The sequence below is a fragment of the Microcoleus sp. S13C4 genome, assembly GCF_036700865.1.
Taxonomy (GTDB): Bacteria; Cyanobacteriota; Cyanobacteriia; order Cyanobacteriales; family Microcoleaceae; genus Microcoleus.
In genome coordinates this window covers 1-12,015 of the sequence record NZ_JAUBPS010000005.1, presented here as the reverse complement: position 1 = coordinate 12,015, position 12,015 = coordinate 1, and the positions used below count along the sequence as shown (strand labels likewise).

Here is a 12,015-nt window from a genome sequence, read left to right as displayed (position 1 = left end):
AAAGAAAGGTAAGCAGCAATGGACAAGAGTATTTACGGCTTTTCAAATGAAATATCATCTGAAGAAGTGTTATTTGCGGATGAAGTTAACTCAGATGAAGAGTTATTCTTTGCCGATGAAGTATCAGAAGATTCTCCGACAGAAAGCTGGAAAATTTTGATTGTAGATGATGAATCTCACGTTCACACAGCTACCAATATAGCCTTAATAAATTTTGTTTATGAAAATAAATTTTTAAAATTTATTAGTGCTTATTCCGCTAAGGAAGCTAAAGAGTTAATTCAAGAACATCCTGATGTGGCTATCATCCTGCTTGATGTAATCATGGAAACGGATGATGCTGGCTTAGAGTTTGTTAAATATGTCCGCGAAGTGTTAGGCAATCAGTTAGTGCGAATTATTTTACGCACAGGTCAACCCGGACAAGTACCCGAAAAAAGCGTTATTATCAATTACGATATAAATGACTATAAAACTAAAACTGAATTAACGACATCAAAGCTATACACTACAGTGCTAACAGCTTTGAGAAGTTTTTGTCTAGGTCATAAATTGCAGTCGGAAATAGAGCAGCGCGAACAAGTAGAGAAAGCACTTCGGCTCAGTGAAGAAAAAGAACACCAAAAAGCTCTGGCCTTAGAGCATTTTGTCAAAGAACTGCAAGAAACACAAGTCCAGCTAGTTCAAAGTGAAAAAATGTCGAGTCTCGGTCAATTAGTCGCAGGTGTCGCTCATGAAATTAACAATCCGGTTAACTTTATTTACGGCAATATCTCGCACGCCAAGGATTATATTAAAGAACTCATCTATGTATTGAATCTCTACCAACAGCATTACCCACAACCAAAAGCAGAAATTCTCAATGCCATAGAAGATGGAGAGTTGTCATTTATCATAGACGATTTGCCAAAATTGCTTTCTTCCATGCAGTTAGGCATCGAACGCATTCGCATTATTGTGCAGTCTCTACGCAATTTTTCGCGGTTAGATGAAACAGAAATCAAATCAGTAGATATCCACGAAGGGATTGATAGCAGTTTGATGATCTTACAGCACCGACTAAAAGCTAGGTCAGATCGTCCTGCTATTAATGTGATTAAAGAGTATGACGTATTGCCGCTTTTGACCTGTTATGCAGGTCAGCTTAATCAGGTATTTATGAATCTTTTAGCGAATGCTATAGATGCTTTGGAAGAGCGGGTAAGTAAAGAAAAAGGTACAGTTTTTGAGCCTCAAATATTAATTCGGACTGAATTTTTACCGGGCACCTCACAGGAGAACATTAGCCTTGATTCGGGAATTCGGGTAACAATTGCTGATAATGGCGCTGGCATGACTGAGACTGTTCGTTCTAAACTTTTCACTCCATTTTTTACTACTAAGCCAATCGGAAAAGGTACAGGGATGGGATTGTCAATCAGCAAAAAAATTATGCTAGAAAAACACTGCGGTCAATTGCAATGTTTTTCTACACCCGACGAGGGAACGCAGTTTATTATTGATATGCCAACTCTCTGTATAGCAACCGATGTCGCGGTAGCTATGGTCTAGGAAACTCATCGGGCCCAATTCATCATATAGCGGTTTTCAGTTGAATGAGAACGGGGTAATTGCTAATTGCTAATTAATCTGAGTTCGGATATCTATTCCGGTTGTACCGTCAGGTGATGTTGACTGTTGACTGTGAATCGAACCACTGAAAATTGCGCCGAGATAGGTGGCGACTTGTAACAATCATTCATGAATTGCCCTCTACTTTATCACCTGACGATGCAGCCGGAAAGGATAGGACAGATAAATCTTATCGAAACTTCCGTTCAGACTCTTGAATGGGAACATCATTAATGCTAGCTTCACGTCTTCGCATTAACCCATTTTCTGCAAATTCCCACTGTTCATTACCATAGGCGCGATACCAGTAGCCAGAATCATCGTGCCACTCATACTCGAAGCGAACAGAAATCCGATTGTCTATAAAACTCCAGAGTTCTTTCTTTAAACGGTAATCTAGTTCTTTTGCCCATTTTCGTCTTAAAAAAGCCTTGATTTGTTCCCGTCCGCTGAAAAATTCGGCACGGTTTCGCCACTGAGAATCTTCCGTATAAGCTAAGGCTACTCGTTCTGGATCGCGGGTATTCCAGGCATCTTCAGCAGCTTGAACTTTGGCTTTAGCCGTTTCCAAGGTAAAAGGCGGTAGAGGTGGTTTAGTTTCCATCAGCTTTGTTGTTTGTGATTATAAAAGATAAGGTGCGAAGTGGTAGCGCTACAGAAAGAGTTTTGGGAATTTGATATCAATCCTCAGCATCGGGATCGATTCCCATTGCTCGCAGTCGATCGGCTAACTGGGCGGCTTTTCGCTCCGCTTGCTCGGCCCTTTGCCGTTCTTGCTCGGCCCTTTGCCGTTCTTGCTCGGCCCTTTGCCGTTCTTGCTCGGCCCTTTGCCGTTCTTGCTCGGTTCTAGCCCGCTCAATTTCAACTTGTTCGGAGCCAGTTAACAGCAAATTCCCCTGGGAATCCCACCACCGCAGCCAAAGCAGTTCTTTATTTTGATAGTTTCCCTGCCACAGTCCCAATTCTACATCTAGTACAGGAATGGGATACTGACCGCGTTCGTTTGGCTCCATCCTTCGATACCCAAAATCTATTAAGTGATAGACTTCTCAATTGCCAGTTCTCATTTCATAAATGCCGTAATAAGGAATGCGGACAATTCTCTCCTACACCCAAAACTTACCAGGTTTAATTGTTGTACCGTCAGCGGCCACAGTCAAGGGAGTACGTGAAGCGAAGCTATCCCGAAGGGAATCGCGCTCTTCCTCTCCATTACCGCTAGCAAATTCTCAAGCAATGAACGGAGCCATGTGTTCCCGCCAAAGTACATAAGAACGGCGAAAACCGTCAAGTGTTGCCGATTAACTGCGCTCTCAACGCATTTGGCAAAGATAAAGCTTCTTTCATCAGTTGTTCAATTGATATAGCAAGTCTATTTGAGTCATGAATGTAGAACAACCTCAAACGATTGTGATGATTGAATCGATTGTTTACAAATCAAATGGTTTTGCTATAGCATCATTAGATACCAAACTAGAATCGCTAAAGAGTTAAGTTGAAAAGGAATCACATTGTACAATCTTGTTTGATTATAGCCTAAGTGTCTCATCAACGGGCTTGAGATAGTTATTTAGGACTTACCCATGGGGACCCAGAAACGGGGTTTTTACGAAAAGACGCATTGTAACCCGCAGATTTGGCAAAAAACCCGGTTTCTTTGTCGGAGTCCATAAGTCCTGTTATTGATGATTTTAAGAGATCGCCGTTACAATTGTTAGAGTATTCGATTCTCAACAAACCCGATGACCATCAAACCGATTCGGTGGGTTGGTGCTGCCCGCGAAGAAATCCAATCTCTTCCTGAAGATGCCCGAAAAGAAGCTGGTTTTGCACTTTGGACTATCCAGCAGGGCATACCACCATCAGATTTTAAACCCATGTCGATAGTAGGCAAAGGCGTTGAAGAAATTCGGATTCGGACAGAAGATGCCTATCGGGTATTCTATATTGCTAGATTTGAAGAAGCTATTTACGTTCTCCATGCGTTCCAGAAAAACACCCAGAAGACAGCTCAGAAAAATCTCGAAGTTGGACAGAAACGCTACCAGCAACTTTTACAAAATCGTTTGAATTTAAGAGAGTCTGAACAATGAGCGAAAATACCATTACCCAAGCCCCTGATAATATCTTTCTAGACCTCGGATTTTCAGCCCAAGAAGCTGATAACTTACTAATCCGATCGCAACTAATGCTAGCCCTACAAAATCAGATTAAACATCACGGTTGGACTATTGACCAAACGGCTCAACATCTCAAACAGTCAAGCGACGAAATCAAAGCTTTGACTCAAGGTAAAATTGGGCAGTTCTCCGTTGATACTCTGATTATAATGCTCAACCAAGTAGGCATGACTGTCAAAGTCGAAATTTGCCCCAAGGTAGCTTAGGACGATCGCCCTTTCATTCCAAAAACCGATCGCCCTTTTGATTTACCTCACCAAAAAAGCCGCACACTCAACATGAGAAGTCTGAGGAAAGAAATCCGCCGGCTGCACTCGCGCTAACTTATAATCCCCATTTTCGCACAAAATCTTCAGGTCGCGAGCCAAAGTAGCAGGCTTGCAGCTAACATAAACAATGCGATTTGGTTTGATTTCCTTGATAGCTTCCAAAACTGCGCGATCGCACCCTTTCCTCGGCGGATCTAGCAGCACAATATCCGGTGTCAATCCCAAAGAAGGCAGCAAACTCTCTACAGTTCCGGCCTGAAACTCGACATTTCTCACGTCATTTAACTCAGCATTTAATTGGGCTTGTTCGATCGCCGCCGGTTGCACTTCTAAACCTATGGCTATTTTTACTTGTTTTGCCAGGGGTAAAGTAAAAGTACCAATTCCGCAGTAAGCGTCCACCAAAATCTCGTTCCCCTGCAAATTCAATTCCCCTACCATAACCTCTAACAACGCTTCAGCCGCCTCTGTATTAACCTGAAAAAAAGTATCGGCTCTTAGCTGAAAATTCATCCCAGCAAATCTTTCTCGCAGATAAGAACGACCCGCAATGCAGCGAGTTTCTGCACCAAAAATCACATTAGTTTGAGCGGGGTTTATATTCAAACAAACACCTACCAGTTGAGGATATTGTTTCAGCCACTCTGATGCTTGCTCTTCGAGTCCCGGCAAGTCTCCAGTGCGAACTATTAAAGTTAGCAGCATCTCGCCGGTGCGCCGTCCGATCCGCAAGGATAAGTGACGCAATTCTCCTGTATGTTTCTTTTCGTCGTAGACTTGCCAATCCCGCCAGTGGATATCTTCTTTGACTTCTTTTAACAAAGGATTGAGGCGCGGGTCTTGCACCGGACACTGATTGAGATTGACTAATTTGTGGGTGCTTTTTTGATAGTAACCTGCTTGGACTTGACCTGTTGCAGATATTGCCACGGGATAAGTCGCTTTGTTGCGGTATCCCAAAAATTGGGAAAATCCCTCGATTTTTCCCGTTAAAATTTCATCAACTTGGGGATTGCTAAATCCGCCAATCCGTTCTAAGGCTTGAATGATTTGATTTTGCTTGGCTGCAAGCTGATATTGATAGTCTACGTGCTGCCACTGACAGCCGCCGCACTTGTCGGCGACAATGCAGTTAGCTCGAATGCGGTGTTCGGATGTTTCGAGAAGTGTGTCCAGCTTGCCTGTAGCATAGGTGGATTTGACTTGCACGAGGCGGACAAGGACTCGATCGCCCGTCACGGTATCGGGTACAAACACTACTAACTCACCAAAACGACCAACTCCGTCGCCGGTGTCTGTCAAGTCGGTAATCTCTATCTCAATTAGTTGACCTTGCTGGCAAGGGTTTGCCAATTTCGTCGAGTTTGGGGTGGGGAATTTAGATTTGGTCACAAGTAGTCATGGTAGGATTTAATATGGTAATGCAATATCGCTCTCTCTTTCCTGAGATAAGTCGTAGCGAAGCGGGGCTCCATCCATCGCACTCAAGCTCAATTGCAGGCTGTATTCCTGCTGCTGAACCTCTTGCTGCTAAAGCCAAGCTTCAACCTGCAAGTCAAGCCTGCCGTGAGTTGCCCCTACCCGTGCCTGTGCGATATGCTGTTGGGGCGAGCTAGCAAAAACTCGTTAAACAGTCAAAGTGTCTGCCGACATCAAAACTCTCACTCGCAGTTTTTGAGTTTTTCCCGCAGTACCCTGGAACACAGGGAAACTGGCTTGAACATCCAGCATAACGTTTGCGGAGATTTACCCGCTACTTCTAATGTTGATCAATGTTAGAAGTAAAGTAAATCGCCAAACCAAGAATCTCATCTTTAAGGGATGAGAATGTCAATTAATCTTACTCTCAAATATCCTCAATTCTTTTGAATAACAATGAGCGTAGTTAGCCAACTAATTCTCCAAGCCGACGACGAACTTCGCTATCCCAGTACCGGCGAACTTCAAAGCATCAAAGATTTTTTTAAAACCGGAGAACAGCGGGTGCGTATTGCTACTGCGCTGTCTGACAGTGAGAAAAAAATTGTTGAAGAAGCTAGCAAAAAACTCTGGAAAAAACGCCCTGACTTTATCTCCCCCGGAGGTAATGCTTACGGCCAACGCGAACGGGCTTTGTGTCTGCGCGACTACGGCTGGTACTTGCGCCTGATTACCTACGGTATCTTGGCGGGTGACAAGGAGCCGATCGAAAGCATCGGTTTGATTGGCGTTCGGGAAATGTATAATTCTCTGGGCGTTCCTGTTCCTGGTATGGTCGAAGCTATCCGCTGTTTGAAGGAAGCTTCTTTGGCTTTGCTCAATCAGGATGATGCTAAGGAAGCAGCTCCTTATTTTGATTATATCGCTCAGGCAATGTCTTAATTGCTTTGGTGATTGCTTTCATCAATGTGGCGGAGCATTCGCGGGTGATTTTTGGGGTGATTTTATCTCGCAATTGCTCGCAAATGTTTCGCTTCTGTTTTTTGGAAAGGAAATTTGCCTCATTTCTGCTAGGAAGCAATGCAGTTTAAGCTTTCCCAGATGTTGAGTTCGTCTTGTCTTTCAATGCACATTTGATTTAAAAAGTCAAGTGTTTTTGGGAGAGATTGTTTTTTGAATTTCCGGCTGTCGTAGTGAATGGATGTTTTGAGCTGCGAGAGTTCTCCAAGGGTGGGGCAGGTTTGGATATGATGGGCGATCGCATTTTGCCATTCTTCCAGCCTGCGGTAGCTGACAAACAGGCCGCCTCTATCCCGCCGATGCACAAACACCACGAAAGCCCAGGATTCGACTCGCTTAATTTGATTTTGGCTGATTTTGAGCAGTTGGGCGATCGACCTGACGGTGATACGGAGCTTTTTCGAGGGTTGGATGCGGCGAAACAGTGCTGTCATGGCTGTATACTCAGGGCTTGAGAGGCAAGTTCTGTTTAGAGTCAATTACATATTACTATATCAGACTCTTATTGCACAAGTGCAAGAAAACTTAATTTACACTTCTTAAGCTCAGATGTTGCTCGTGAACCCTCAATCATTGATGCTGTGCTAGTTTGAGAGTTAACGTAGGTGGGAAAAATGTCAGGACTCTCTAACAAGGCTGTGGTAGACAAAGAGCAGGAATTGCGTCCCGTTCGCTTCACTGAGACGGGGCGGATGCGTTTGGGGAAGATTTTAAAAGCAGCAAGACAGACAACAGGCTGGTCTGTAAGCGAAACAGAGTTCAAAACAAAGGGATATGAAGAGGCGCTGTTTACAGCTACAAATCAACCCGTACCCAAAGATGTGGGTATCAGTGCCGCAACAGTCAACCGTTACGAACGTGGGAAGCTAGATAATTTGGATTGGCGATCGCTCTCTCTGTTATGCTTTGTCCTCAAGCCGATCGACCCGGTGACTGGGGAAGCCCTGGAACCGACAAATGCGCTTTATATCGCCTGCGAACATCCGCCGTACAATGATGCGAAGCTTTACGAGTAGTTGATTGCTGACATCTGGCAGTATTGTTAATCAGGTTTTCAGGGCGGGCTAGAAGCCCACCCCACAAGCAAAATATTGAGTTGTTGTAGAACAGGCATCTTGCCGGTTCTTAACAATAGCGATCGGGAGTGAGTTATTACCGATCGCCCTTTTGTTTAGCAATTAAAGCTTTAGCTTGCTGCCACAGAGATTCTAACTCTTCTGGGGCATAATCTGACAAAGGTCGATCGCACGCAGCCTCTACCTTCGCAAACCGCTGCACGAAGCGATCGTTTGTTCCTTGCAAAGCAGCCGACGGATCTAAATCGTACCAGCGAGCTAATTGAATCAACACAAACATAATATCTCCCAATTCTGACTGCTGCGCTGCCTTATCCTCGTGTTTGAGAGCGTGTTCAAATTCTGCCATTTCTTCGTGAAATTTATCCCAAACCCCGTCTACACTGTCCCAATCAAAACTCACTTCCGCAGCTTTTTGAGAGATTTTCATCCCGGCGGCGATCGGCGGCAAAGTGCTGGCATAACGGCTCATTTTCGAGGCTAAAGTTGGCGGCTTTTCCGAAGTTGTGCCTTTTTCTGCTGCTTTGATTTTTTCCCAGTTTTCGTTGACTTCATCGACGCTGTTGAGCTCGACATCGCCAAAGACGTGGGGATGTCGCCGAATTAGTTTTTCTGTAATGCCCGCAGCGATTTCGGCGAAGGTAAACTGATTGGATTCGCTGGCAATTTGAGCTTGCAGAATTACCTGTAACAGTAAGTCGCCCAATTCTTCCACGATCGCATCTTTATCTTCTTTGCGAATCGCGTCGGCGGTTTCATAAGCTTCTTCGATGATGTGAGGAATTAGAGTTTGGGGAGTTTGGGCTAAATCCCAAGGACATCCGCCGTCGGGCGATCGCAATTTAGCCACAACTTCTATGAGTTCTTCGAGTGCTGTGAGCGATCGATTTTCAGAATTAGACATAATAATTTACCTTTTATATCAACCGCCAAGACGGTTATAACGTTGTTACTCCAACTATTGATTTTATTACTTCTTCCTTCTTCCTTCTTCCTTCTTCCTTCTTCCTTCTGCTATGGATTTGCTAGATGTGCGAGTCGGAGCTTTGATTTTGGGTCTCTTAATTGTCTTAGGAGAGCGCAGCCCGCTCAATCTTTTCTTTTTGAATCTTTTGTAAGCCGAGCCACCCCAATCGCTGAGATAGTGGCTCATAGCGCCCAATTCTAGACCGATGTAAACGGCTAAAATTTCGATGTGGTGTTCCCAGATCGATCGCCCGTAACTCAAAACCACATCCTGCCAATTCCCGCCGAAGTTCCCGACTTTTTCGGCAACTGCCAATCCCAACACTCCGAAAACCGCGATCCAGATAGCGAGGTACAAGATTCGCAAAGCAGTACCGATCAGAGGGCCGTGGGACAAAAAAGAGCGGTGGCGCAGGCTTTTTTGGTAGGGGAGCCAAATGGGTTTGAACCATCCCCAGCGCTGATACTGGCAAGAGTAGATATCCAAGTCGGGGCCAAACATCAGCCCGCCGAATAAGAAACTGCCGGAAACGAGCAAAGTCAGGTTGCTGCTCTGAGTCTGGCCAAAGGTGAGGGCTGCCACGAAGGGCAAACTCCACATGGTTATTTGATCGTGGGTGCGGCCAGAGGGCATTTAAAGTTTAGGATTTTTTTTACTTGATCTTTCTGAGTTACTGTGATATGATAAATCCCGGTGAGTGCAATTGGGTGATTAGCTCAGTGGTAGAGCGCCTGCTTTACACGCAGGATGCCGTAGGTTCAAATCCTACATTACCCATCCGATAACTTAATATCAACAGTTAAAGCCGTTTTTAGCCGTCAAGCCAAGAACGGCTTTAACTGTTGCTGTTGACGGTTGACTTTTGAATTGGGTGACGACTAAATTTAACATTCTGTGGCAAAGGTCTCAAAAGTTGGCACCCAATGCTAGAAAATTAATTTATTGATTTTCTTTTTTAGAACCGTGTATATGAAGCCTAAAATAACTAGCCCGATCGCGTGGCAGCAAGCTGAACTGCTCATGCAGCCAGCGATGATCCGAGTGATCGACAACATCCGCAAACAATTAGAGGAGTCTGTTTGGACGGGTACTTATCAAGAAGTGCAGATTCCGATTCCGGGCTATCAACTAATTTTAGAGCATCAAGGTGAGCAAAGATGCGTCGATATTTGGGAACTTTGCTATCGAGTCTGCTTTGTCAACTACCAGCCCGCCCACACTCAACTGCAAAGCCAAGAAGTTGTAATTGATACTAGCTTGATTGAGGAGGACACGGGCGATGTAGATTGGAATCGTCTTGATGCCAAAGCCAGTCAATTAATACAAGAAATATTCGCCAACTTGAGCAAATAGTCAGTTGTCAGTTGTCAGTTGACAGTTGTCAGTGGTGAGCTTTCTCGCCAACAGCGAACCGCGAACAGTCAACAGTTAAGACTCCACAGTCAACAGTCATCAGTTAAAACTCAACAGCCAACAGTTAACAGTCAACAAAATCTTATGATTCAGGAATTGCACGAAATTCAAGCAGCCAGCGGTGCTACTTTTGCAGAGTTAACAACCAAAGAAATTGTGCCAGTGAGTTTTGGTAACGACGCAGAAGCGATCGCAGCAACGAAACAAGGTGCGGCTTTGTACGATCGCACTCACTGGGGACGCATTCAAATCTCAGACAGCGATCGCCTGCGGTTCTTGCACAATCAAAGTACCAATAACTTCAATATACTCAAACCCGGTCAAGGTTGCGACACCGTTTTCGTGACTTCCACCGCCCGGACGATCGACCTCGCCACCGCTTATGCTACAGAAGATGCCGTACTGCTGTTAGTTTCAGCCAACCGCCGCCGCCAACTGCTGGAATTGCTCGATCGCTATATTTTCCCAATGGATCGCGTCGAGTTAACAGATTTAACCGATACAACTGTTGCTTTCAGTTTCCTCGGGCCCGAAAGCACTCAACTACTAGAAAAAATCGGAGTTACCGAACTCGAAAATCAACCTTACGCTACTCACAAATTGATAAATTTTGCAGGTATGGAAGTCCGAGTTGCGGTTGGTAGCGGTTTAGCAACTCCCGGATACACGTTAATTGCGCCAGCAAGCGATGCAGCCAACTTGTGGAAGGAATTAGTCCAAGCTGGGGCCGTACCGATCGGCGATCGAGTTTGGGAACAACTGCGAATTGAACAAGGACGCCCCGCACCCGATTTTGAACTCACAGATGATTACAACCCCTTAGAAGCCCGCCTTTTACACACGATTACCTATGACAAAGGCTGCTACATCGGTCAAGAAACTATTGCGCGGTTGAACACCTACAAAGGAGTCAAACAGCAACTTTGGGGCGTGCAGTTGAGCGGTGCGGTTGAACCCGGAACAGCAGTCACAATGGGAGAAGAAAAAGTCGGCAAACTCACCAGTTTTACGGAAACTGAATCGGGCTTTTTTGGTCTTGCTTACATCCGCACAAAAGCGGGCGGCGAAGGACTGAAAGTGCAAGTCGGATCGGTATCAGGGGAAGTAGTAAATGTACCTTTCTTGAGTTCCTAGTTGCGATCGGTCGTCTGTGGGCGCCGCAGCGCCAAAAACTTTTTTGTTGAGGTTGATTTGGGTGAACGTTAACCCAGTAAATTGACATGAAGTCCTATCTTTAGATAGATTTGCAAACAAACAACAGCAATTATTCTGTATTACAGTCGTCACAGAAAAAACTGAGTTTTTCAATGAAAAATTTTACATTGCGCTTAGTTACAACTTGCCTGCGAGTAGGAATAATCTTTGCTGTAGGAATAGCGCTGATTTTTAGCTCCGAATTGGAATTTTCGGGCAACAAAATGCAAGCGAACGCTACACATTTAACCCCTGAAGCTAAGTCTTACGAAGTTGCCCGTCCCGATCGGCCGCTAACAACCGATATCGAGAAGGGCGGAAATGATGCCGTTGACAATATCCGAGAAAAGCTGAATCTTGACCAACCCATTGCCCCCAGTACCAAAAGATTTATAGAATCAGTAAAAAATAACGTGGGCGAAGCAGTTACACCGGCACGGGAAGCAGTAGAAAAAGCTACAGATCGAGGTAGCAGCGATCGAGCCAACTAATTCAATCGCATCCAGTTTTCAAATATCATATTCTTAGTCCGCACAAGCGGACTTTGTTTGTTTAGTAGCGATTTCCAGATCCGAATCATCCTCTTTCCTGCATTTACTGAAAGCCTGCCTCATAAGCATTACTGAAATCACAGGGGGTTCACGGCATTTGTAGGTAGCTTTTCGCTCGGCTTTCCCAAATAGAAAATACCGAGAGCAATTGTAGCTCCCGGTATCAAATTTTCCAGTTCCGTTGTTGTTAAGTAAATCCAACCAGGCTCAATTTGGAAAAATTTGCCTCACTCAATTACTGTAGTTTAGACTAAAAAATGATTGCAGCCAAAAGTAGCTGCCTTTGAATATCCGGCAAGCTGTTACTCAAAAACT

The 12,015-nt window shown here is 44.7% G+C and carries 13 protein-coding genes, 1 tRNA gene and 1 pseudogene; 9 read left to right on the top strand and 6 right to left on the bottom strand.

Annotated features, from left to right (window positions below; genetic code table 11):
* The first annotated feature begins 18 nt into the window (after positions 1-18).
* Entirely contained in the window at positions 19-1,551 is a 1,533-nt protein-coding gene (locus tag QT996_RS03860; protein ID WP_333044662.1) for an ATP-binding protein, read from the top strand.
* Between the two features lie 250 nt (positions 1,552-1,801).
* Here the strand turns inward: QT996_RS03860 and QT996_RS03855 are convergent, their stop codons facing one another.
* Together QT996_RS03855 and QT996_RS03850 are read right to left on the bottom strand one after the other, a co-directional pair.
* A complete protein-coding gene (locus QT996_RS03855; RefSeq protein ID WP_333044661.1) occupies positions 1,802-2,215 on the bottom strand; it encodes a nuclear transport factor 2 family protein in 414 nt (137 codons plus the stop codon).
* A gap of 76 nt (positions 2,216-2,291) precedes the next feature.
* A pseudogene (locus tag QT996_RS03850) lies at positions 2,292-2,903 on the bottom strand (Uma2 family endonuclease); the annotation flags it as partial.
* A gap of 450 nt (positions 2,904-3,353) precedes the next feature.
* On the opposite strand from QT996_RS03850, the gene QT996_RS03845 reads away from it, so the two are divergent.
* Positions 3,354-3,704: a type II toxin-antitoxin system RelE/ParE family toxin gene (locus tag QT996_RS03845; protein WP_333044660.1), complete on the top strand. Its 351-nt coding sequence runs from the start codon at positions 3,354-3,356 to the stop codon at positions 3,702-3,704.
* Entirely contained in the window at positions 3,701-3,997 is a 297-nt protein-coding gene (locus QT996_RS03840) for an XRE family transcriptional regulator (protein ID WP_333044658.1), read from the top strand. Before QT996_RS03845 ends, QT996_RS03840 begins: the two co-directional genes overlap by 4 nt.
* A 42-nt stretch (positions 3,998-4,039) precedes the next feature.
* Here QT996_RS03840 and rlmD read toward each other — a convergent pair whose 3' ends face one another.
* Complete coding sequence (gene rlmD / locus QT996_RS03835) at positions 4,040-5,452, bottom strand: 23S rRNA (uracil(1939)-C(5))-methyltransferase RlmD (RefSeq protein WP_333044655.1); 1,413 nt, start codon at positions 5,450-5,452, stop codon at positions 4,040-4,042.
* Positions 5,453-5,935: 483 nt separating this feature from the next.
* Here rlmD and QT996_RS03830 point away from each other — a divergent pair, with 483 nt between their 5' ends.
* A complete protein-coding gene (locus QT996_RS03830; protein WP_190746013.1) occupies positions 5,936-6,421 on the top strand; it encodes an allophycocyanin subunit alpha-B in 486 nt (161 codons plus the stop codon).
* 128 nt (positions 6,422-6,549) lie between these two features.
* Here QT996_RS03830 and QT996_RS03825 read toward each other — a convergent pair whose 3' ends face one another.
* Positions 6,550-6,933, bottom strand: a complete 384-nt coding sequence (locus QT996_RS03825; protein ID WP_333044654.1) for a hypothetical protein — start codon at positions 6,931-6,933, stop codon at positions 6,550-6,552.
* A 180-nt stretch (positions 6,934-7,113) separates the two neighbouring features.
* Between QT996_RS03825 and QT996_RS03820 the strand changes: the two genes are divergently transcribed.
* Positions 7,114-7,515: a helix-turn-helix domain-containing protein gene (locus QT996_RS03820; RefSeq protein WP_172192721.1), complete on the top strand. Its 402-nt coding sequence runs from the start codon at positions 7,114-7,116 to the stop codon at positions 7,513-7,515.
* A gap of 136 nt (positions 7,516-7,651) precedes the next feature.
* On the opposite strand, the gene mazG is transcribed toward QT996_RS03820, so the two are convergent.
* Together mazG and QT996_RS03810 are read right to left on the bottom strand one after the other, a co-directional pair.
* Positions 7,652-8,479, bottom strand: coding sequence for a nucleoside triphosphate pyrophosphohydrolase (gene mazG / locus QT996_RS03815; protein ID WP_333044652.1), 828 nt, complete (start codon positions 8,477-8,479; stop codon positions 7,652-7,654).
* 66 nt (positions 8,480-8,545) lie between these two features.
* Entirely contained in the window at positions 8,546-9,175 is a 630-nt protein-coding gene (locus tag QT996_RS03810) for a metal-binding protein (protein ID WP_333044650.1), read from the bottom strand.
* A gap of 72 nt (positions 9,176-9,247) precedes the next feature.
* Here QT996_RS03810 and QT996_RS03805 point away from each other — a divergent pair.
* From QT996_RS03805 to QT996_RS03790, 4 genes are all read left to right on the top strand, one after another.
* Positions 9,248-9,319: transfer RNA gene (locus QT996_RS03805), tRNA-Val, on the top strand.
* Between the two features lie 192 nt (positions 9,320-9,511).
* Positions 9,512-9,895 (top strand): hypothetical protein, encoded by a 384-nt coding sequence (locus tag QT996_RS03800; protein ID WP_333044648.1) that lies wholly within the window; start codon positions 9,512-9,514, stop codon positions 9,893-9,895.
* Between the two features lie 144 nt (positions 9,896-10,039).
* Positions 10,040-11,089, top strand: coding sequence for a CAF17-like 4Fe-4S cluster assembly/insertion protein YgfZ (gene ygfZ, locus QT996_RS03795; RefSeq protein ID WP_333044646.1), 1,050 nt, complete (start codon positions 10,040-10,042; stop codon positions 11,087-11,089).
* A gap of 173 nt (positions 11,090-11,262) precedes the next feature.
* Positions 11,263-11,640: a hypothetical protein gene (locus QT996_RS03790; RefSeq protein WP_333044645.1), complete on the top strand. Its 378-nt coding sequence runs from the start codon at positions 11,263-11,265 to the stop codon at positions 11,638-11,640.
* Positions 11,641-12,015: the final 375 nt, after the last annotated feature.